Raw genomic sequence first — 22,327 nt, forward strand, 5'->3', positions numbered from 1 at the left:
GTGACCGTATGGGAAAAGTTTACCTCGTCGGAGCGGGGCCGGGGGATCCGGATCTGATCACGGTCAAGGGATTGAGGCTTTTGAGAGCCGCGGATGTGATTCTCTATGATCGACTGGTCAGCAAAGACCTCCTCAAGGAGGCAAAGCATTCGGCAAAATTAGTCTATTGTGGGAAGCTGCCGCGCATGCATCCACTCAGCCAGGACGCGATCAATCATCTGCTCGTAAAATATGCGGGTTTATATACAACCGTTGTTCGGTTGAAAGGCGGGGATCCGTTTATCTTTGGACGCGGTGGTGAAGAAGCCGCAGAACTCGCGAAAGAAAATATCGAATTCGAGATTGTACCTGGAATTACGGCGGGAATCGCTGCGCCTGCATACGCGGGCATACCGGTCACGCACCGTGATTACGCTGGATCAGTCGCTTTTATAACAGGCCATGGTAAAGCCGGAAGCAAGGACAAAACGGATTGGTCAAAGCTGGCTACAGCCGCCGACACCCTCGCTATTTACATGGGTGTGTCCACCCTTCCACACCTGGTAGCCGAGTTGATTGCGGGTGGCCGAAGCCCGTCCACACCGGCAGCTATTATCGAATGGGGGACGACGGAACGCCAGCGGACGCTGACCGCACCGTTAATTGATCTCAGTGAGGTGTCGGAGAAGGCGCAGGTTCACAGCCCGTCCATGATCGTCGTCGGGGAGTGCGTGAAGCTCAGAGAGCAGCTGAAATGGTTTGAAAATGAGCATTTGCAGGATGCCAGCCTCCGGGAGGCGTTCTGATGCTGGCCGTTTTGTATGTCGGCCATGGCTCGCGAGTCGCCGAGGGTGTCCACCAGTTGAATCAATTTCTGGCGCAGTGTATGGATCAGGTTCATGTTCCGATTCAGCAGATTTGTTATCTGGAGCTGGTCAGGCCGGACATTCAGGAAGGCATCAGCCGCTGCGTCCGCCTCGGCGCTGACTGCGTGATTGTTCAGCCGATTCTTCTTCTCTCAGCAGGCCATGACAAACGGGATATTCCCGGTGAAATCGAGAAAGCTCGGGCCTTTTATCCGAATGTGCGATTTATCTACGGGCGCCCTTTCGGTGTGGACGACCGTATCGTTGATATTCTGCTGGAGCGTCTCCACGAACGGCGGGACAAACGGACCAGGAATGAGCGCGTACTTGTTGTCGGCAGAGGATCCAGCGACCCGGAAACGCTCCGTGCCTTTTCAGAGATTAGCGCTATGCTGATGAAACGCGGTGTTTCTCGTGTTTCGGTTTGTTACATGGCGGCTGCGAAGCCTCTGCTGAAAGAGGGACTAGAGCTCGCTTCCAAGCAGGCCGCGGACAAAGTTTATATTATTCCGTACTTATTATTTTCAGGTGTTTTGATGAAAACAATCAAAAAATCAATCGAGGCCGGCGATCATCAGGCTTCGTTTGTGCTCTGCCGGCCCCTGGGCTACCACCCCGCATTGATCCGATTGCTTCGGAAACGAATTGAGGAGGCCACGCATGCCGGATTATCCGCTCATTCTTAATTTGGAAGGGAAAAGCGCCGTGGTCGCCGGCGGGGGTTCTGTCGCAACACGCAAAATCCGTTCACTCGTCAGCTGCGGTGCCCGGGTCACAGTCATCTGTGAAAAAGCCTCCAATCAGGTGCAGGAGTGGGTTGAAAAAGGGGCCGTCATCTGGAAGAAGAGAGACTGGATCAATACGGACGCTGAGGGGGTTTTCCTGATCATTGCTGCCACCGATGACGAGACGGTGAATGCCGCAATCGCTGAGTCCGCACGGCCAAATCAATTGGTTTGCGTGGCCGGTAATGCCTCACTTGGAAATTTTTCAGTACCCGCGGTGGCACGGCGTGGCCGCCTGACCCTCACAGTTTCAACAGGTGGTGCAAGCCCTTTTTACGCGAAAAAGTTGCGCGATGATCTGTCAAACGGGCTTAAAGATGATCTTGAAGAATATCTGGATTTTTTATCTCTTTTCAGGCAGCAGATTCTGGAGAAGCATCTGGATCGTGGGCTCAGAAAGAAGTGCCTGAAAAATGTGCTGCAGCCTGAATTCCATAATAAAATGGAACAATTGAAGTTATTGGAAGGATTGGATCAGTGGATTCAAAATCAACGAGATCTGGACTGATAAGTGACGAACGTAGTCGAAAGCTAATGGGACCAGGCATCAATCAATTTCATAAGTGCAATTATTTAAATTGAAACTGTTCTATCATAGCATTGAACTTGTCTGCACGATCTATCTTTTTTTAGTCCCTCTTTGGCTTTATCAATGTTCATTTATTATTACCTCACTTTAATTTGAACCTTGATAAGATCTTTGCTTCGACTGGATCTCTTGGCCTAACGCGACCCCTTTTCAAATCCTTACGTTCTGATAATTGCTTATCGAATTGTTCAATAGCATTTTTATTATTAGAATAGTTTCTTTCAATTCTCGTATCAATTTCTTGAAGGGTAATGGTTTTCAATTCCTTATCCTCCTTGTCCTTCATAAAACTGCTACCTCCAGACTACTTTTGGTAACAGATTATGCGTATTTCAATTAAAGTATACATTATCCACAAATTTAGAGCAATTTAAGCTAGTGAAGGATATGTGTCACGGTTTTCTAGAAATCCTCCAATTAAAAAATTGGACCAATGTCAGAGTTCGACAAACTGCGTTGTTGTCCGGCGTGGCCGCCTGACCCTCACAGTTTCAACAGGTGGTGCAAGCCCTTTTTACGCGAAAAAGCTGCGCGATGATCTGTCAAACGGGCTTAATGATGATCTTGAGGGCTATCTGGATTTTTTATCTCTTCTCAGGCAGCAGATTCTGGAGAAGCATCTGGATCGGGGGCTCAGAGAGAAGTGCCTGAAAAGTGTGCTGCAGCCTGAATTCCATAATAAAACGGAACAATTGAAGTTATTGGAAGGATTGGATCAGTGGATTCAAGGTCAAGCAGATAAGTACGGATTCTGACGCGCAACTATAAATTCAGCCGGTAAGAAGAAGTAGCGGATGAATGAGAAGTGATTTCTTGTTGTTCCGGGCAGATGCTGCCGAGCGATTACAACGTTCCACGCGCCACGTCACTGTGGAGCAACTTGACATTTTTTAGGATAGATTTTGAGTGTTCGTACAGGGCGGTAATGGACTGGCCCTTCTGAGCGGATAATTGGCGGACAATATCCTGAAAGAGCAATTCCATCTCTTCCAGGATGCCAACGGCCGCGCTGTTGTAAGCAATCACGTTGGCGTACCCCTGATTGTTAAAAACAGCGCTCACAATATAGGGCCTGTAGTGCATCACCAGGCCGGGCAGGTTTGCGTTGAGGTGGTTGATGCCTGTTCGGACACTATGAATACTTTCCGCTAAATCGTCCACAGGTTTAAGTGCCCTATTGATTTTGCTGTTCAGTTGATCATCCCAGTTTGTAAACAGACTGATCAGCGTGGTGGGGATACCGACATACCAGACAGACCGGCCCACGATTTTAATGGCAGAAGAAAGGCCTTCTATAAGCTGTTCCATAGCAAACAGACTCAAATAAAGTTCATTTACGATCGGAGTCAACAGCGTTCGAATGGTATCGGATAATTCTGTCAGGGCGTGCTCCACTTGAATGGATTTGACGCTCATCTTATGAACCAGATACGTTGAAGTTGCGAGCTGACCGTTCTTTGATCCAGTGACAGAAGTATGTCCGGCCCGGGGTGATCCACCATTCTGAATACCCTTGGCGAGGGATTCATCTGTGGACTGAAAATGACTTCCGACAGCGCGAACCTGTTTCCGGTACTTGTCGATCTGGTTGTACAAGCGCTGATTATTCTTGCCGACCACAACCTCATGATTAAAAATTTCGTCAACTACAGCATCCGCATATCCTTTGGCCTGGCTCGCAAGAAGCTGCGGCACCACCTGCTTTAAAATTTTCGCTGAGCAGCGACTCAGATTTTCAAAATGCATCTTGATATCGTTCAAAAACTGGCGGGACTGGCTTAGCATTCCTTCCAGCCCGAGATCCTTAACAACAAAATACTCGGCATAATCCTGCGGAGGCGAAAAAATGGACAGCTGGAGGGAGTGGCATTGCATCTCGGCTTCATATAGCTTCTGGGCCATTTGACCGAGGACTCCGCTGATCACATAACCGCCTGAAGTGATGCCCTTGTACAACGGGCTATTGCCGGCCGCATTTTCAAGAATATCCTCAAATTGTTTCTGAAGTTTGGCCAACCTGTTTGCACGCTGCTTCTTCTCCGATTCGACGATTATATTGGCGTTCCGTGTGTAATCCATCTCGCGTTTTAAATGATCCAGCACTTGGCTTTGCAACGCGTCGGCAAGCGTTTCGAGGGCGTCCTTATTAATTTCGATCCGACCAGAACCGCCTCCTCCATACAGTGGCTGCCCTGTCCAGATGCTGGTGACAATATGGTCATCGGCCGCAATGTAAATCCGGCCGTAGCCCGGTTCGCCTTTGTTCCCGATCTCAACAGATTCTGGTGTTTGATCTTCTCCATAACCTAAATGATTGTATAAAAAATCTTTGAGATAAGGGGCGCCGGAATTTATTCGATAAATATTCCCCGGAAATCGATCGGATAATTGAAGGCTTTCTTCACCGAGCGTCAATGGATCATATTTACTGAAATAATTGTTAATATTAGAATACTCTTGATTCGGGTCAACCATCCCGCCTGGCAAAATCGCCGGATTCAGAGTCACAGTCTTCACTTTGGGGTGGCTGATTCCGACCACATTAGCAAGCGCCCCGCCGAGTGAATTACCGCAAACTGAACTCACGCCGTATTTCCGGTTCATTTGATCAAAATAATGGCTGGCGGCCTTGAGCTGATCCGGCTCTACGTCACCGAGCAGATTGACATCGGTCAGGAGATCCGATAACTGCTTTGGGTTTGTACCCTGGAAGATGACAGTATACTCCCCCGTTGCAACATTTTTTACTGTCATAGCATTAAGACCGGTTTGATTTTGGTTCGGGTTAGTTAAGTCAACAATTTTGTATCGCCCATTATCTATATATGATTCTTTTTTGTTTTGTTTGTAGGCATAATAGCCTGCTAGTTTAGCTAAATCTTTATCATTTGTGTTTAAAAGTAAATGATTTACCTTATGCTCCTCGATAATTGGCATAGAGTACACCTTCCCAATTAGTACTTAATAATTTCATATGGATCTGCTCTTTCCAACACATGATCAGTTGCACCTCTCGCCGTTTGCTCATCAATACGATTATCGTTAAGAAAAATGCTGTAGGATCCAGGTGGAAGGCCCTTCATTTGCTCTATATCTGCAATAATTGAATTAAATATTGCTTTGCTTGGTTTTTGATTAGGGGACTCCATGAACAGCTGTAAGGTTATAAGTATAAATTTAGGATCAACTGTTGCATCTTTCAAAGCTTTTTTCCATTCATCTTTGTTCCAATCAGGGTGTTTTAAATATAAATCGATGACATTAACAGAAATTGCTTTATTTGCGATAGAGGTATAATAATATGGCGTACTATAGCCATCTCCGCCAACATTTTCAACGGCCTCTTGTCTGATACCTGTGATAGGATATTTTGACACAACCTTGCTTAAATAGTTATCCAGATTTCGAAATTCTTTATCATAGATCATTGCGTAAATTCCAGTACTGATCGCATCTTCAACTCTGCCATTTTCGGAAAATACTCCATCTGTCAGTACCTTTTTACTGGCCTGATCAATTGGTATTACCGCGTAAGTGTAAAAATGCGGCTCACCGATAGACTCCACAAAAACAGTGACTCCATCACGATTCCCGACTAGATTATGCACCTTCACCTGAGTCTTATATTTTTTCAGAAAAAAATTCTGAACAGCTTGGATGACCTCGCTTCGATGAGCTTCGGCAATTTTATCGTTTTCTGCGCCGCCATCAAGTGAATAGCCTTGGCCGGTGTATTTTTGGACGCTCATAAAAGCATTGTTGTTCTGTTTGCTGTTTCCAGCTTTAGTGCTCGAATTTGATTGATGTACATTGTCCAAAAGGGAACATCCTCCCAAGAATAATGAAATACTTAAAATGGGGATTAAGAGTTTTTTTACTTTCAAGGTGGTGACCTCCCAGAGTGGAGTTCTACTTGTATGTAAACGATTTCGAATTAGATTTATTTTAAACCCTTAGGATAAAGATGGAAATATTAAGATAACTAATTGGAACAAAATAGAGCATAAGACCCAAGTTGATGGTGAGTCATAGTTACTAAATTAGTTTATATGTATCCATCGAGTGAATTGCCGCAAACTGAGCTCACGCCGTATTTCTGGCTCATTTGATCAAAATGATGGCTGGTGACCTTGAGCTTATCAGGCTCTACGTTACCGAGCAGATTGACATCGGTCAGGAGATCCGACAGCTGCTTCGGGTCTGTTTTCTGGGAGATGAAAGTATACTCTTTTGAGAATGAGATAATCGTGTGTACTTTATCGCTTAAGAAGCGATCATACTAAGTGAGCGGGTTACTCTCTAAAAATTGAAACTCAAACTGAATTTGATCAGTACAGACTCGCTTTCAGCATTCAAATGAATTAACCTGCCACAAAGACCTTGAACATTAAAAGTCATCAAAGAAGCCCGGAAAGGGAGCAGCGTCCTTTCCAGGCTAAAGTTATGATTAATCTAATCTTACAAATTACATATAATGGATTCTTTCTTTATATTCCTGAAAAATTTTAGCATTAAATTCATCCCCGCCATCGACATTTGAACTGTGAAAGACAGGCGGAGTGATGCCTTCTGCAAGAAGATTAGCCACAGTTTTGATGACGATGGAATTTGCGATTAATGAACCAATTGCTGTGGATGTTGGTGCGACCTTTTGTTCCAAGCCTTCCAATTGAATGGATGAGTCCTCAAAATCACCACAGTTATCAATCAGAATATCGCAGACTTCAAAAAGCCTTTTCCCGCTTTCATGCCTTGACGTCACTTGTTTTGAATAAGTGAGATTTGTCAGTGCAACCGTCTGAAGGCCCTTCGATCGAGCCGCAAGTGCCATCTCAATCGCGACTGGATTTCTGCCGGAAACCGAATGAATCAGCAGAGCATCCCCCTTAGCTGCGGGAGTCGATGAAAAAACTGTCTCGCCGAAACCAGCCAACCGCTCCATTTTTGAAGTCATCGTCACTGGCTTTGTATTGAGCATAAGTGATGGGGTCAGTACAGGATTTATTAAAGCAAGACCACCTGTACGGTAGAAGAGTTCTTCCGTGATGATGCCTGCGTGTGAGGCGCCGAATGCATAGATTGTGTTTCCGCGTTTGATTGTCTCAGAAAAGATATGGGCGGCTGCATTAATATTCTTTTGCTGAGTACGAAGAACAGTGTCGGCTATATTTTTAACATGTTCAAAATATAAGGTAATGACATCGCTCATGATTGCATTCTCCTCAATCTAAATCACTTTAAAATAACTTGCCAATTGAACCTGAAATAATCGACCATAGTGAGAAATCATTACCGCCAAACACAATAATCCAGTCAGATACGGTATGCTGTAAAAAGGGAATGGAAAAACCGACAAGTAAAATCATTAACACACCAGCGACACCTGACCCAATAATGGCACCTCTCAGTCCACCAGTACCGTTGCCAATGACGGCGGCAGTCCCGATTTCGAAGAAGCAGGTAATGGTCAGTGGGACAACCGCATAGGGAAATAATCCGATTGCTCCGACAATGAACAGGGTAATCGACGAGGTCACCATTGAAGTGATAAATCCAATCAAAACTGCGTTTGGTGCAAACGGAAAGATGATCGGACAGTCAAGGGCAGGAACCGCGTTGGGAATAACTTTATCGGAGATACCTTTGAAGGCGGGGATGATTTCCGCAAGCATCATTCGAACACCAAGGAGCAAAATGGTTAGCCCTGCTCCAAAGGTAATGCCTTGAAGGAGTGAGAAAGTAACAAGACTCTGTGTTTTATCAAAAACCTCTTTAGATCGATCGACACCAAGAATCAGGCCAATAACGATATAGACAATAAACATGACAATTGATGACGTGATCGTGATTTCTCGCAGAAATTCCAGTTGTTTTGGAAACTTGATATCCTCGGTTGATTTGCTTTTGTCACCCAGCCATTTTCCCAGCAATCCGGATAAGAGCGATAAGCCAATGGTTGGGTGGCCAAGCGTAAAGGATGTCCCGCCCGTCACTTGTTTCACAAATGGTTTGATTAGAGCAGGGGCGAAAATCATATAGGTTGCTGTAAAGATAGTTGCAAAGATAACAACGGATGCGCCTTTCAGTCCGCTTTCGATCGCTACAGAAATGAAGATGAAGGGGAACCAGAACAACATGTGCCCGGTCAAAAAGATGTTTTTAAGCGGTGTCAGGCGGGCGACGATCAAATTAATGGCGAAAGCAAAGAGCATGGTTAATCCAATTTGAGAACCGTACTGTTTAATCATATTATCGGCTCCAATTGGGTGAAGTACTTGTGCGCTTGGAATTTTATAAAGCAAGTTAAAAGCTCCAGAAAGTGGGGTAATAGAATTAACGAGTATAGCGGTTCCTTGGGTTAATATCACAACACCAATAATTGTTTTTGCGGTTCCGCTTATGGTGTCAGACAAACTTTTTCTTTGAATGATCAGTCCGGCGGCAGCTATAATTCCCAGAAACAAAGCTGGTTGTCTGAGAATCTGATTGACTATAAAATCGATCACAATCATTATTCATTCACTCCCCAATGAGCTCTTTTATTTTTGCTAAGCCTGCTTGCTTAATTTCATTCTTATCAATAAAGTTGGAGATGCTGACTACTGGTATTGAGACTGAATCAGTTAGCTTTTCGCTGAGTTCTTTCGATGTGAAAATAATATCGCAAGGCGTTGATGAAGCGGAACCAACATCTGCGGTTTCGACATGTGCATCAATCTTTTCCTCTTTTAACAATTCATCAAGCTTCATCTTTAACACCAGAGAAGATCCGACTCCGAAACCACAAACAGTCAATATTTTCAATCTTTTCATTGTCTTTAGCCCCTAACAATTAATGGTTTTATCTACTTCATCCAAATTGCTGCTCTCCTGGATGACTTTCATGGCGTGTGCATCGTCAAGCAAATTACCCATTTTTTGCAGAAAGAGCAGGTGCCCTTCATTTTCCGTCGCACAAAATGAGAAAATAATACTGACCGGATCATTGTCTTTGTTTCCAAATGTTACAGGAGTTTTCAAGGTCAGCAGGCTAATGTCATTTTTTTTCACATGTTTGCCGGGCCGGGCATGGCTGAGCGCGACATGCGGCACGATCACCATATAAGGACCCAGAGTTTTGACAGCTTGTATCATTTCATTGATATAGACGAAATCAATGCTGTGATTTTGAAGAAGCAATTGCCCAGACTGCCTGACCGCGTCTTCCCAGTCGCTCGCTTCTTGCTGTAATTTGATATTTTTTTTGTTAATCAATATAGCCATATAATCAACACCTAACTGTTCCTGTTGTTGAGATATAAAATGTCCTCTAATTTAGTCGCGTTCTTCAGAGTCCTCATATTCTCCTTATTGTCGAGAATTTTAACTAATTTAATGAAGTGATCTGAGTCCGCTTTTGTAGAACACATGACAATGATGATGCTGACTTTTACATCGGTCCGATCACCAAAAATAATTGGATTGCTTAATGTCAGAAGGCTCATGCCGTTTTTGTTCACACCATCTTTATAAGAAGCATGGACCATTGCGACAGATGGAATAAAAACCATGTAGGGCCCGAGTTCCTCAACCGCTTTGATCATTGCGTCTATATATCGGTGAGAAATGAATTGATGATCCAGTAACGGATGGCTAGCCTCGGCAATCGCAGACCTCCAGTCTGTAATTTTCTGGTTCAACTGTATATGATCTGCTGGAATCAATGCGCCGAGTGTCGAAGCGGGTTGGTTGATCTTCAGAAGATCATTCATTTGCTTCTGATAAGCTCTTTTAAACAACATTTTTCTTAACCGGACCAGATCACTGGTTTCAAGCAGTGGATTGACAACAGTGACGTTCTTCTTAGAAAAATCAATCGGTACCGTTGAAATAATAAAGTCGATTCCAGAGATATCAAACGATTGAAGCCGTGATAAGTTGATCGGGCCAACTATTTTCATTTCAGGCATCATGACTTTCAAACGACTGGCGAGTAAGGACGATGTAGCAAGGCCTGATCCGCAGACAATTAGTGCGGAAGGCATAAATCCTGAAATGGAATGCCGTTCGTAACTGGCACCAAGATGCATCGCTATGAAAGCAATCTCTTCTTCCGGAAATGAAATGTCCAGTTTTTGCTCCATTTTGATGACAATTTTTCGTGAAATTTCATAAATGAAGCGGAACTTGTACTTAATCTGTTCGGTCAGCGAATTTTTGATTGGCAATTGATGCTTGATTCTATTAAGAGAAACCTGCAAATGATAAGTCAGTCCGTGTATAAATTCATCATCCTTCGTGAAGTCAATGCCAATCGCTTTACTCGCTTCTTCAGCAAAGAAAAGGCTGATACGATATGTTTCATTATCTTGGACAAAGTTTGTTCTTCCGGCTGGAGCTGAAGAAATTTTGGACAGCTTAAACTGTCGTAACGTAAAAACAATCTCATCCTGAGGAATTTGTAATGGAACACATGTAATCATCGCATCTTTGATTAACCGAAATTCGGGCGCGGCCAATGATTTCTTAACTTCAATGAAGGGATATGTAACACATTGCTGCTTTGATACCCGATAGAGCTGGAAGCACAGGGTTAACAGTAAATCATGAAGTGCGCCATCGCTAAATTGAATTTGCATTTTTTCTTCAAATGCCTTAATCAGAGCGTTGGATTGGTTGATACGTTCTTTCGGAAAAAGGTTGATAAAATTCTGCTTATCGACGTGACTGTTTTCAGTGATGTCGTTAATTACTGACATGAAAGCGTAACGAATATCTATTTCGTTACCGGTAATATAAATGCCTTTTGAACGCTTTCTTTCAAGGGTTATTCCGTGCTTTTTAAAGATTTCATCAATAGCAGGAATATAGTGAAAAATTCTGGACTTACTAGTGCCATAGATCTCCCCCAATCGATCAAGTGTCGTTTCCTGATCCATAATAATTCTGATAGCGAGGGCATAAGTGAGATGATCACTGGAGAGTACCAGATGATTCAATTGCTGCAGCGCCTGATCAATTGCGGCTTTATGTTTGGAACGCATCTGGAGCATGATCCCTTGACTTTGCTTTCGTTCGAGAGGTACTCCGAGTTCCTTGAGGAAACTTTTGATAATGTCCAGGTCGTAGCGTACCATCCGCTCACTGACATGGGATATTTCCGAAAGATGCTTTACAGTAATAAAACCATCCGCTCCTCGTAGAACTTCAAGGATGTTCACTTGCCGCTCAGTTAATGAAATCATCACATCACTTCCCCGTAGAAACATTATAATTTAATTTGTCAGAAAACTTAATGAGTAATTATTTCCCTAATAACGGCAATATTTAGAACAATGAATTTATAACTGCATAAGAATTATTCACTCCTACTTGCTCGTCATTGGTGTGGGCGAAAAGGAGCATAGTGCATTACGAAGGTATTTTTCTCTGGGCCTTCCATCATCTCAGGCGGGGAGAATGCCTCCCTTTATAGGGGTGAGAGCAAACGTCATTTCTTAGGTAGTCAAAAGCGAACATATGATCTATAATGAATATAAGACAATGAGACACGGAGTTTTCATGCCGCGGTATCCTGACGATAACGGCATCGGAGTGAGCAATTCACTTTCTTGGACAGAAAAATTTGTGTCATGTACACTTTTACATATAACACGTTGAAGCAGACTCGAGGAAGAAGGAAGCCAGTCTATTGAATTTATTATTTGGCGCGATCAGCTACATCCAGAATAATCGTCAGGTATTTGAACAGGCGCTGATTACTCATCTTGAACTGAGCGGGCTGGCGCTTCTCATCGGTTTTTGTGTCAGTGCGCCGTTAGGTGTCATCGCCGCAAAACATGCCCGGATTTCAACAATGATTATGAGCGCGGTGAACGGGTTCCGGGTGATTCCAAGCCTGGCGATTCTGGTGTTAGTCATGCCGGTACTTGGAACCGGGTTTATGCCTTCGCTTGTGGCTTTGACGATTCTAGCCTGTCCGCCGGTTCTCATTAATACGTTTCTTGGCATTAAGCGTGTGGATGGCGAAGTGATCGAATCGGCGGAGGGGATGGGCATGGATCGCCGCTGGATTTTATGGAAAATCGAACTGCCTCTGGCGTCTCCGCTGATGATTTCAGGCGTGCGAACTGCAGCCGTCGAAGTTATTTCCAGCGCGACACTGGCTGCTTTTATAGGCGGGGGCGGACTAGGGACATTTATTATTAACGGACTCGGATTGTATAACTTTGCGCTGCTGCTCGTAGGGGCGCTGCCAGTCGCCATATTGGCAATCTGTTCCGAACTGTTATTCAGTCTCGTCGAACGATGGGTGAAACGATATCGCAAGACTTAAAATGATGGAGGTAGCTGTATGAGGCATAGAAGAAATGGATTGATTTTCGGAATAGGCGCCATTGTGGTGATTGCTGTAATCGTAGTGCTCAGCATTTCTCTTTTTTCAAAAGGGAACGGATCTTCAGGGGCGAAAGAGACACTGACGATCGGCTCAAAGAATTTTACAGAAAGCTTGATACTTGGTGAAATGTATTCTGACGCATTGGAGAATTCAGGTTATAAAGTAAACAGAAAGTTGAACCTCGGCGGGACACTTGTCGCCCATGAAGCGCTGGTCAAAGGGCAAATTGATATGTATCCGGAATATACGGGCACGGGTTTGCTGGATATCCTGAAACATAAGGAAGTCACCGATGCCAGCGCTGTCTATAATGATGTTGCGGCGGCTTATAAGAAGAAGTGGAATTTAGTCTGGCTGAAGCCGACTCAGGCGAACGATTCGCAAGGACTGGCTGTCACCAAACAAATTTCTGACAAATACAACATCCACACCTTTTCCGATCTGGCTAAAGAAGCGCCGAACATCCGGTTCGCTGCAACTCCGGAATTCAACGACCGCGCGGATGGCCTGAAGGGTCTGAAGAAAGCGTACGGCGGATTTAATTTTAAAAGCAATCAGCTCTTTGATTATGGGATCAAATATAATGTTCTGCTTCAGGGAAAAGAAGACGCGACTGTTGCTTTTACAACGGATGGGCAGTTAACTGATAAGAACCTTGTTTTGCTGAAGGACGACAAACATTTTTACCCGCCTTATTATGTCTGCCCGGTCATCAGGGAGAGTGTGATCAAGAAAGATCCGAAGATTGCGCAGGTGCTCAATGAAGTTTCATCGAAGCTGAACAGCAAGGTGATGCAGGAACTCAACGCCAAAGTAGACTTGCAGAAACAGTCCTATCAGAAAGTTGCCAAAGATTTTCTCGTTCAGCAAGGTATCATTAAATAAAGGAAGGTAACTCGTGACTGACTCCTATGCAATTGTTTTTGAAAAGATCAGTAAAACATTTAAACATGCTAAAGAACCCTCCGTTTATGAAACGAACCTGAAGATTGAAAAGGGGAGTTTCGTGACCATTTTAGGCGCATCCGGCTGCGGAAAGACGACACTGCTCAAAATGGTGAACCGGCTCTATGAGCCATCGACCGGAAGAATTCTTGTTAATGGAGAGGACACGGCTAATGCGTCGCCGACTTTGCTGCGGCGGAAAATGGGCTATGTCATCCAGCAGGTCGGCCTTTTTCAACATATGACGGTGGAGCAGAATGTGGCAACCGTTCCGGAAGTGCTTGGATGGGACAGACAAAAGATTGATCAGAGAGTGGATGCACTCTTGCGTCTGGTCAATCTGCCTCCCAAGGAATTCAGAAAAAGATATCCCGGGCAATTATCCGGCGGACAGCAGCAACGGGTCGGCATTGCCCGTGCCATGGCGGCTGATCCGTCCATTTTGCTGATGGACGAACCTTTCGGCGCGATCGACGCGATTAATCGAGCCGCTTTGCAGGATGAGATATTGCGTATTCAGAAGAAGCTTCATAAAACCATTTTATTTGTCACGCACGATATTATGGAAGCTTTGAAACTTGGAGATCAGGTCATCATCATGAATCAGGGGAAAATCCAACAGTTTGATGCGCCGTTAGCCATATTGCAACATCCGGCCAATTCGTTTGTCCGAGATCTTGTTCATCCAGAGGATCTGCTGCAGCAGATGGCGTTTATAAAATCCCGGGACGTGATGAACACGGATGCGGCAGTACTTGGAGCCGACGATCAGACACCGACTGCGGGAGAAGAAGAAAGTCTGAAGGACGTACTGCTTTTACTGCTTAAAACCCAGGCTGAATATGTACTGATAAAAAATACAGAGGGCGCGGTTGTGGGCCGTATCTCTTTTCAGGAACTGAAGAAGGTTGGTCTGAATGCTGAATTACATTGAAAATAACGGGCAGGAAGTCGCCACACTTTTTTTGCAGCATATAGAATTGACCTTCCTGTCTCTGGCGATCGCGGTCGTCATCGCGCTTCCTCTAGGCGCACTGCTGTCCAAAAGCAGGTGGGCTGCAGCATTCGTCCTCCCGGCGCTGAGCGTGATCTATACCATTCCGAGCCTCGCACTATTTGCCTTGCTCATACCGATGGTCGGACTAGGCTTGGTGCCCGCGATTATCGCGCTTGTAGCCTACAGTCTGCTTATTTTAGTCAGAAATGTTGTGGCGGGTTTTCATTCCGTCGATCCCGCGATCATTGAAGCCGGAAAAGGGATGGGACTCGATCGCTGGCAGATGTTTTTCGACATTGAGCTCGTAATCGCTCTGCCGGTGATCATCGGCGGGATCCGAATCGCCGCTGTTTCAGTGATCGGAATTGCCACCATCGCCTCCTGGATCAACGCCGGCGGACTCGGCGTAATGCTCTTCCAGGGATTGAGCCAGAATAACATTCCCGAAATACTCTGGGGAACCATCCTTGTGGCGGGACTTGCGATTGCGGTTAATTATCTACTTGCCTGGCTGGAAGCCATGGCGCTGGTGAAGGCGAGGTAGAATAAGATATACTCCAGTTGAGTTGAGTTGAGTTGAGTTGAGTTGAGTTGAGTTGAGTTGAGTTGAAATGAGAAGATTAACTTATTCACGACCGCCCGTCTATGCATTGAATTTTTCTAGTTGATCTGTAAAAATATATAAATCTTAATGGTGCCGAGAAGTACAAAGGTACTCTCTGCGCCACTTTTATTTTATTGTTGGAGTAAAGCACAAGGCCGTTTGTAGGATCGGTCTTTTTTTTTCGGTGAGGGCCATTGATCATGACCGAATTGAAGGATCTCGATTATCCAAGTGATAGGCTCAAGCCGTTCGAACACAGGTGTGGGAAAGGGATTATGGATGCGTTCTTTATCATTATGACCGAACAGTTATGTCCGTCACACACACATTCGTTACAATAATCGCTCCAGTGCTACACTTCTTTCTGCAATTGTAGGAAGCAAAAAAAATCGGGAGTGATTGACGTGTCACCCCGGATAACTTGACGACGACATGCCGGTGAGGGTTGTGCCCACTGACAATGGATGCCTTCAGAATTAGGATAATAAAATTCATTACACGTCGCCAGCTGAGGATACTTGCTATTTTAATAACAAGAGAAATCAGCGTATTGGCGGCATTTTTTCTGACTAATGGCTATTTAGCCTTAAAATTTCAACAAAAAATGTGTTACGTTTATTGTGTTGAATAAAAGAGGTGAATCCAGATGCAGCAAGGTTTAACGCTAAAGTTGAAAATCAAACCAAATGATACGGAAGCGAATCAACTGCGGGTGATGCAGTTGGCATACACCAAAGCCTGTGACTATGTTTCAAGCTACCACTTTGAGCATCACTTTACGTTATCACGCCGTCAGTTGCACGATGCGCTCTATCGCCGTTTGCGGCGTGATTTTCAGCTGAAGTCGCAACTGGCCGAATCGGTGCTGATTACAGTGCTGGCCCGCTATAAAACGGTGCAGACGCTGATGGCACGGAAACCGTACCGCTATAAAGACTCATACACCGGTAAATGGTATCAGGTGCGCCGGGACTTAGCTTGGCTGCGTCAACCTGTTCGGTTCAAACGGTTGCAGGTGGACCTGGTCTGGAACCGGGACTGGCGGTTTCTGAAAAACGGCCAGATTTCGCTCAATACCTTGGATAAGCCCATTAAAGTTGACGGCGCGCTTCACTATTTTGACCGCTATATGCACCAAGGCTGGAAACTCGGTACCGCCAAGCTCTTGCAAATCGGCCGCAAGTGGTATTTGCATATCGGTGCGACTAAAGAGCTGCCAGACTTTAACCGGAGTCAGATGCGGCACGTTGTCGGACTGGATCGCGGGTTGCGCTTCCTGACTACGGCTTATGATGAGTTAGACCAAACAAGTTTTGCCAACGGTAAAGCCATTTTGCGGAAGCGCCGTAAATTCAAACAGTTGCGTCAAGAGCTGCAGGCCAAAGGTACAAAATCAGCTAAGCGTCGGTTAAAACGAATCGGTCAGCGAGAAAACCGTTGGATGGCTGATGTAAACCATCAGATTACGAAGACACTCGCTGAAACCTATGGCACCGGTGCCGTTTTTGCACTTGAAGACCTGGCCGGTGTGCGCTTTGCTACGGAACGAATGGCTAAGGATCACCGCTATGAAGCGGTCAGTTGGTCTTTCTTCGATTTTGAACAGAAACTCGCTTATAAAACCACTTTGCGCGGTGGAACGGTCGTCAAAGTTTCAGCTGATTATACCAGTCAGCGCTGCCCGAAGTGCGGCTCGATCAATAAAACGAATCGGGACCATGAGCGACATCACTATCGCTGCGCGGTTTGCGGCTACCAGTCAAATGACGACCGCATCGGCGCAATGAATATCCAGCAGCTCGGCACGTTGTGGGCCAGCGGCGAAACCCATCCGAAATTCGAACGATTAACAGCCGTCGAGTAGCACTTGGCGGTTAAACGGGCGCGTGTCAACCGTCCGATTGATGTAGCCATCGCCGCAGGAGAATCGGAAACGATTCGTTTGTACTGCCGGGTCAATGCAACACGTTGACTTTTGAGCTACAAGCTCGCTACTTTAGTGACGAGTAGTTGACTCAATGCGTTCAACTATTTTATGACAGCTTTTTCAGTTTTTCCGTTTAGAACGTCTGTCCAGCTCTTGCAAAAGCCGTCGTATGGCTCAATCACTTTTCCTTTTTTCAGGATTCTGCGGATCATGGCATCATTCTTTCCATCTCTCAAATCAAGCAGAATCTGGGCCATTGTCCGTGAGAGAGTGCTCCGCAAACGTGTTTCCAGCTGACGTGGCCATTCACCGCTGAATGTGCTGAGCGCGTCGGGATGGTAATCTTCTAGATAAGAGAGGAAGATCCGGCCGCGTTCATCCGCCGTTTGCACAGCCCACTGCAAATCTTCGACATTGCGGAAGAATGTGCGAATGTCGCTTTCCCCTTTGGCATTCAACGCGACCGAATCTCGGCTGATGATCAGCAGATCGTGCATTTCAGGATCCGGTTGACTGCGGAACAGGTTATTCAAATAATTAAGCTGTACGCGCAGATTGACCCGGGCCTGGTTGATTGCCAAATTTGGCGTGAATGCGTCAATAATCATGTCGCGCTTCACCGCGCCGTGATTCATAATAAGGAACAGAAGAAGCCCCTGGGCATTCCGTTTCATCCATTTACCCACGATCTTCTGACCGTTAAAGAAAACCTGTGTTGTGCCGTCCATTACCGACATTTGCAGATTGTGGTGCCGTACTGCCTGAGAATTGAGGGCTTTCTCGGTCAGCGCGTTCAATCGGCCGATCAGATTAATTCCCTCCGGTGTCAGCGGGTCTGAATGTTTTTTATCAATCATGAACCGCCTGAACACGTCCAGCATGCGTCTGGGTTGATCGAGCGGAATCAGGGCCGACGCATCGGGAATGAGAGCGAAGCGGCTGTTCGGCGCGTAACCGCTGAAAATTAGGGCCAGCGAGGCGGGATAGACCGGGTCATATTCGCCGTGCAGAAAAAGGGTCGGAACGCGAAGACACTTCAGCTTGCCTGGCAAGTCGAAGCCGGTCGATTGAATCAAATTGTTTAATCCCTGCACCGCCGCAATAAAATGCCTTTTTCCGACAGAACGCAGCGCATGGATCATCGTTCGTGACTTACTAAGAGAGACTGGATGAATACTCTGCAAAATATATCTCTTTTCAAAAAGCTGTTTGTCGAACGTGATTAATTTGCTGTTTGCGGACGCTTCACGGCTGTAGCTGCCTTTCTGAACATAGAGTGGCATGGACAAAAGCGTTAGTGAGTCAACGGTTCCGGGATGACTGAGGGCAAATTCAAAGGCTACAATCGCACCATACCGACAACCGAGCAGGTGAATTTGATCCAGCTGCAGATGCCTGAGCAGTACCGTCAACTCCTGCACCAAAAGGTCAAGGGACAAATCCGCTTTTCCATCCGTACTTTTTCCATGCCCGTAAAAATCGTAGGTCAGAATATTGAAATCCTTCTTGATCAGTGGTGTGAAATGCCGCCACATTCCCTGATCCATACCGAGATCATGAATCAGAACGATTGTCGGTAATTCTGAAATGGTTCTGTCGTAATGGTAGTTAAGCTTGTAATCTTCAAAAGTGAAACTGGCCATTTATTGCACCCCCTTCTTGTATCTGCATATTGATCGAAACAGAATCATTAATCAGCGTTTCCTTTGCTTCAAAACATTCCGGAATAGTGCATTTCAGCGAGCTGTTCGTCGCAGAAACCGTCATACGGTTCAATTGATCTTGCCGACTGAAGCACTTCCCGAGCGAGACCGAAACTTTTTTCTGCCTTCAATTTTGGAATCAGGATCTCCAACACATTGGCCAGATTGGTTTCGATCTCATCGGTAAGAGAAAAGATCCAGTCACTTCTGAAAGTGGAGAAATTTGCCGGATCGTACTCGCGTAACAGGTCTACAAATGAGCTTGCCTGCTTCTTTAAAGGAAGATTCAGCTCAGGAAATGCCTTCAGCCTTGCCAGATAATCACCAATGTCGCTTTCGATTTCGGCGTTCAGCGCGAGCGTACTTTCACCGATAAGAAGAACTTCATGCACATCAGGTTCATGAAAGCTGTGGAAAATCTGATTCAAATGATTGATCCGGACACGAAGGTTGTTTCTTGCACGTTCAGCCGGAAGATCTAAGAGGAAGGTTGAAATCAGCTCTTCCCGGCTGGCCGTTCCCTGATGAAGAATCAGATACAGGAGAAGCTCTTTTGCCCCACGCTGATTCCATTTTCCTTCAATCGGCTCGTGATTCCAAAGGACGACGATGTCTCTGAGCACATTGATTCGGAGCAGATGACCATCAGATTTTGACTGTGCCAGACCCGACTTCAGAATCTGCAAATATTTATCTGTCAGCTCCTGATAGATCGGAAACGAGTGTATTGGCCCTTTTTCGCCTGAAATGAACTTTAAAAGCAACCGGGCGGCAGCCTCAGGCTGATCAAGCGGAATCTGCTGCGCGGCTTCAGGAATAATCTGCCAGAGACTGTTTGGTATACATATAGAGAATATAGCAGCCAGCTGTGCCGGAACAATCGTATCGTCACTGCCGTGAAGAATAAGCGTTGGTATGGTAATGCTGCCTAGTTCGTCGATAAAATGGAAGTCTGCCGGATTATAAATCCTCATAAGTTCAGCAATCTGTTCCTTTACGATGCGGGTTGGAATCGTTTGAAGTCCGTTTCTAAAAAGGGCTACCTTTTTTTCAGTGAGTCGCGAGAAGCTGTCTTCAGCCCACTTGTCAATAATAAGATCGCGATCGACATCAATCAGTTTGGAGAGGAAACCTAGCCTTTCACTCAGAAAACCTTCCTGTATGAAAAACAGGGAAGACATCAAGGTCATTGACGCGACACGATCGGGGTATCTTTTTGCCAGTTCATAACAGAGGTTGCTGCCCATGCCGCATCCGGCGAGATGAATGCGATCCACTCCAAGATAATCGATCAGAGCATGGGCTTCTGAAACCATTTTGCCCATGGTAAGCGGTTCGTCGGTAAGGCCTGTCCGGCCATGCCCGTAGGCGTCATAAACAAGTATATTGGCATGGGCGGAGAGGGAGCCCAACATCAAGGACCACTGGCGGGAGTCCGTCATCATCCCATGGATCAAGAGCACTGTCGGCAGGTGGGGGCCGCTAAAATTAAAGGAATACAAAAGTTGATAATTTTCCATCTGAAGTGTTTTCATACGTTTAACCTCTCTGACGAGCTGGGTTCTTCACAGGGCAGGGACTCAGGAAACATCGACTGGAAAATACTGGACATTGATAATTTGAAACGTTTTCGTAATGGGATCCATGATAGGATCAGTACAAGGGCATTCTCTTCCACTCAATAATCTTTAAGAAGGGGAACTGTTCATGAAAAAGTTCGCTTTTTATCTGCATCCAAAGGGGGATGCAATCAGGGGACATTCGCCGGTATTCTTCAGTGTGATTGTTTCTGACAGTGTTGAACAGGCCGCACAGAAACTTTCTGTTCTGAATCAATCTGTTTATTGCGGTTTACTTAAAGTCACAAGCAATAAGTACCACGTCTATTTTTCTAAAAGCGTCCCGGATGCCAACGAGGAATTCATGTATATCGTGATTGAGGATCCGGAGAGCAAATTTTAAATTTTCCACACCACGTGCGTGATTACCGACCTGAAGGGCATCCTCTGGGTGAGACATGTCCATTAATCTGTCGGATTGCGTTTTCGGATTAAAGCCAGTCAGGAAGTCAGTCTGCTGGCTACCTTGTGGACATTAATAAAATGCTGGTAAGAAGGCGTCATGGCGACGAGTTGTTTCAGCATAGCAATCATTTTTTTCGTCTGTTCCGCGTCGTCAGGCCAGTAAAGGACATAGTCGAGCAGCCGGATCAGGGCTTTTGTTTGGCTCAGCTTAATCTGCCCCTCCTGAAATGAATGATGATAAAGGAAAATGCTGCTAAGAGGGAAGCGGGTCGTCCCGGATTCGCCGAAAAAAGAACTGAATACAGTTGCCCCTGTTTGGGAGATTTTCACCAATGTAGCTGTTTCTGCTGGATTGAGTTCAGAAGTTTCCTGATTCACCTGCTGCCCTAGATTTCCGGATGTGATTCTGATTCCTCCATCTCTGTCTGCATAACTGCTACGGAACATGATCCCCCAACCGTTATGTGTAATAAACAGACAGTAAAGTGCTCCAAATCCCGATTGCAGGGCGCGACTATTATAGACATAAAGATCAGACGATTTGTAACTGCTTTCAATTTTGATTACATAGTTATCTCGTTGAAAAATGAGATTTTTTGAATGGTTGGCTATACCTGATGCAGCCCTGCCGCTGAGGGTGCCGTAGCCGCTATGAATGTGGACAGTCATGTGGACAGGTTTCTGAGTACTTTGTCTTACATTGTGGAAAAAATTCGTGTACATGTTCATCAGCTGAGCGGAATCGGTCTGGACTTCAAAGACATGTTCTCCAACAAAGGCATAGGTTCTGTGCATGACTAATCTCCCCTTTTTGTCTGCTGGCTCGTGACACATTCGAAACATGAGGCCGTCTGTTACCATCCTCTGGCGACTTAAGACGGAAATTTTTAATTTTTCTTTGTCGGCCTATGGTTGTAATGTGCTACGAAAAAATTTTCCAAAAAGAATAAACAATCGATAAATTATACCGATAAAAAAGAAAGAAACACTTTTTTTGCCTGCGGTGTGTTTTCTGCGATAAATTTCAACAGAGTCGCTGTTTTTGTTGAATATTCAGGCATTATCTGTTTTTTCTTTTTTATGTAACTCACATCCTATATTTTACTCCATTACACAACCGTTACAAATTTGTGAACACATTTATTTTTCTTTTTTTTCTGAGTTGTTTCGCAAATTTCTCCTCCTTCTCTTTTTGACTGTAGGAAAAGGCATCGCTCGGTCAGACCTTAAAAATTGAAGTGTTGCAGCGATGACACATGACTAGGTCAATTGACCCATTCTCTAGAAATTAAAAATATGTCGAAATTCTTTTGCAATTTTTTAACTGGTCCATTAAAGCCCGGTTCCAAAGATTTAACGGAATGGAAGTGTACAAGGCTGAGTCGTTTTGACTATCCCCGCTTCTAAAAAAGTGGTTCTTTGTGGCGCAACCTTCAATCTAGAAGATTAATAGCTACCGTTTCATGAGCAAACAAGAAGAATAGTGAACGGATGATTGATTATATTGCAGTTGGTCATTGACCGACTGCT

The 22,327-nt window shown here is 45.2% G+C and carries 21 protein-coding genes; 10 read left to right on the plus strand and 11 right to left on the minus strand.

Annotated features, from left to right (window positions below; translation table 11 throughout):
* The first annotated feature begins 8 nt into the window (after positions 1-8).
* Genes cobA through E4665_RS03005 form a run of 3 tightly spaced genes read left to right on the plus strand, consistent with a single transcriptional unit; the run spans position 9 to position 2,138 of the window.
* Positions 9-785 (plus strand): uroporphyrinogen-III C-methyltransferase, encoded by a 777-nt coding sequence (cobA, locus tag E4665_RS02995; protein ID WP_135347325.1) that lies wholly within the window; start codon positions 9-11, stop codon positions 783-785.
* A complete protein-coding gene (locus E4665_RS03000) occupies positions 785-1,531 on the plus strand; it encodes a sirohydrochlorin chelatase (RefSeq protein WP_135347326.1) in 747 nt (248 codons plus the stop codon). Before cobA ends, E4665_RS03000 begins: the two co-directional genes overlap by 1 nt.
* Positions 1,506-2,138, plus strand: coding sequence for a precorrin-2 dehydrogenase/sirohydrochlorin ferrochelatase family protein (locus E4665_RS03005; protein ID WP_135347327.1), 633 nt, complete (start codon positions 1,506-1,508; stop codon positions 2,136-2,138). Before E4665_RS03000 ends, E4665_RS03005 begins: the two co-directional genes overlap by 26 nt.
* A gap of 163 nt (positions 2,139-2,301) precedes the next feature.
* Here E4665_RS03005 and E4665_RS03010 read toward each other — a convergent pair whose 3' ends face one another.
* Entirely contained in the window at positions 2,302-2,505 is a 204-nt protein-coding gene (locus E4665_RS03010) for a hypothetical protein (protein WP_135347328.1), read from the minus strand.
* 103 nt (positions 2,506-2,608) lie between these two features.
* Between E4665_RS03010 and E4665_RS03015 the strand changes: the two genes are divergently transcribed.
* On the plus strand, positions 2,609-2,974 hold the full coding sequence (locus E4665_RS03015) for a hypothetical protein (RefSeq protein WP_135347329.1): 366 nt from the start codon (positions 2,609-2,611) through the stop codon (positions 2,972-2,974).
* Positions 2,975-3,062: 88 nt separating this feature from the next.
* On the opposite strand, the gene E4665_RS03020 is transcribed toward E4665_RS03015, so the two are convergent.
* The 7 genes from E4665_RS03020 to E4665_RS03050 form a co-directional block, all read right to left on the minus strand.
* Positions 3,063-5,156 carry an SA1320 family protein gene (locus E4665_RS03020; RefSeq protein ID WP_135347330.1) on the minus strand — a complete coding sequence of 698 codons (2,094 nt, stop codon included), beginning with the start codon at positions 5,154-5,156 and terminating at the stop codon, positions 3,063-3,065.
* A 17-nt stretch (positions 5,157-5,173) separates the two neighbouring features.
* Positions 5,174-6,103, minus strand: a complete 930-nt coding sequence (locus tag E4665_RS03025; RefSeq protein ID WP_135347331.1) for a DUF1672 family protein — start codon at positions 6,101-6,103, stop codon at positions 5,174-5,176.
* Positions 6,104-6,684: 581 nt separating this feature from the next.
* Positions 6,685-7,428 carry a sugar isomerase domain-containing protein gene (locus E4665_RS03030; protein ID WP_135347332.1) on the minus strand — a complete coding sequence of 248 codons (744 nt, stop codon included), beginning with the start codon at positions 7,426-7,428 and terminating at the stop codon, positions 6,685-6,687.
* A gap of 28 nt (positions 7,429-7,456) precedes the next feature.
* On the minus strand, positions 7,457-8,731 hold the full coding sequence (locus E4665_RS03035) for a PTS ascorbate transporter subunit IIC (RefSeq protein WP_174845438.1): 1,275 nt from the start codon (positions 8,729-8,731) through the stop codon (positions 7,457-7,459).
* Positions 8,732-8,738: 7 nt separating this feature from the next.
* Positions 8,739-9,032, minus strand: coding sequence for a PTS sugar transporter subunit IIB (locus tag E4665_RS03040; RefSeq protein WP_135347334.1), 294 nt, complete (start codon positions 9,030-9,032; stop codon positions 8,739-8,741).
* Positions 9,033-9,044: 12 nt separating this feature from the next.
* A complete protein-coding gene (locus E4665_RS03045) occupies positions 9,045-9,482 on the minus strand; it encodes a PTS sugar transporter subunit IIA (protein ID WP_135347335.1) in 438 nt (145 codons plus the stop codon).
* 11 nt (positions 9,483-9,493) lie between these two features.
* A complete protein-coding gene (locus tag E4665_RS03050; RefSeq protein ID WP_167815090.1) occupies positions 9,494-11,443 on the minus strand; it encodes a BglG family transcription antiterminator in 1,950 nt (649 codons plus the stop codon).
* A gap of 446 nt (positions 11,444-11,889) precedes the next feature.
* Between E4665_RS03050 and E4665_RS03055 the strand changes: the two genes are divergently transcribed.
* The 5 genes from E4665_RS03055 (at position 11,890) to E4665_RS03075 (ending at position 17,007) form a co-directional block, all read left to right on the plus strand.
* On the plus strand, positions 11,890-12,534 hold the full coding sequence (locus tag E4665_RS03055; protein WP_135347337.1) for an ABC transporter permease: 645 nt from the start codon (positions 11,890-11,892) through the stop codon (positions 12,532-12,534).
* 18 nt (positions 12,535-12,552) lie between these two features.
* Positions 12,553-13,482, plus strand: a complete 930-nt coding sequence (locus tag E4665_RS03060) for an ABC transporter substrate-binding protein (RefSeq protein ID WP_135347338.1) — start codon at positions 12,553-12,555, stop codon at positions 13,480-13,482.
* 13 nt (positions 13,483-13,495) lie between these two features.
* Complete coding sequence (locus tag E4665_RS03065) at positions 13,496-14,476, plus strand: ABC transporter ATP-binding protein (RefSeq protein WP_135347339.1); 981 nt, start codon at positions 13,496-13,498, stop codon at positions 14,474-14,476.
* Positions 14,460-15,083, plus strand: a complete 624-nt coding sequence (locus E4665_RS03070; protein WP_135347340.1) for an ABC transporter permease — start codon at positions 14,460-14,462, stop codon at positions 15,081-15,083. The genes E4665_RS03065 and E4665_RS03070 overlap by 17 nt, the downstream gene beginning before the upstream one ends.
* A 706-nt stretch (positions 15,084-15,789) precedes the next feature.
* A complete protein-coding gene (locus tag E4665_RS03075) occupies positions 15,790-17,007 on the plus strand; it encodes an RNA-guided endonuclease InsQ/TnpB family protein (RefSeq protein WP_135347341.1) in 1,218 nt (405 codons plus the stop codon).
* 164 nt (positions 17,008-17,171) lie between these two features.
* Here E4665_RS03075 and E4665_RS03080 read toward each other — a convergent pair whose 3' ends face one another.
* Positions 17,172-18,713, minus strand: a complete 1,542-nt coding sequence (locus E4665_RS03080; RefSeq protein ID WP_135347342.1) for an alpha/beta fold hydrolase — start codon at positions 18,711-18,713, stop codon at positions 17,172-17,174.
* 68 nt (positions 18,714-18,781) lie between these two features.
* The gene (locus E4665_RS03085) at positions 18,782-20,308 is read right to left on the minus strand and encodes an alpha/beta hydrolase (RefSeq protein ID WP_135347343.1); all 1,527 of its coding nucleotides are present in this window, start codon (positions 20,306-20,308) and stop codon (positions 18,782-18,784) included.
* 172 nt (positions 20,309-20,480) lie between these two features.
* Between E4665_RS03085 and E4665_RS03090 the strand changes: the two genes are divergently transcribed.
* Positions 20,481-20,735: a hypothetical protein gene (locus E4665_RS03090; RefSeq protein ID WP_135347344.1), complete on the plus strand. Its 255-nt coding sequence runs from the start codon at positions 20,481-20,483 to the stop codon at positions 20,733-20,735.
* A gap of 98 nt (positions 20,736-20,833) precedes the next feature.
* Here the strand turns inward: E4665_RS03090 and E4665_RS03095 are convergent, their stop codons facing one another.
* Positions 20,834-21,592, minus strand: a complete 759-nt coding sequence (locus tag E4665_RS03095) for a hypothetical protein (RefSeq protein WP_135347345.1) — start codon at positions 21,590-21,592, stop codon at positions 20,834-20,836.
* Positions 21,593-22,327 lie beyond the last annotated feature (735 nt).

Origin of the sequence: Sporolactobacillus shoreae, from assembly GCF_004684935.1 — a bacterium.
GTDB classification, from domain to species: Bacteria; Bacillota; Bacilli; order Bacillales; family Sporolactobacillaceae; genus Sporolactobacillus; species Sporolactobacillus shoreae.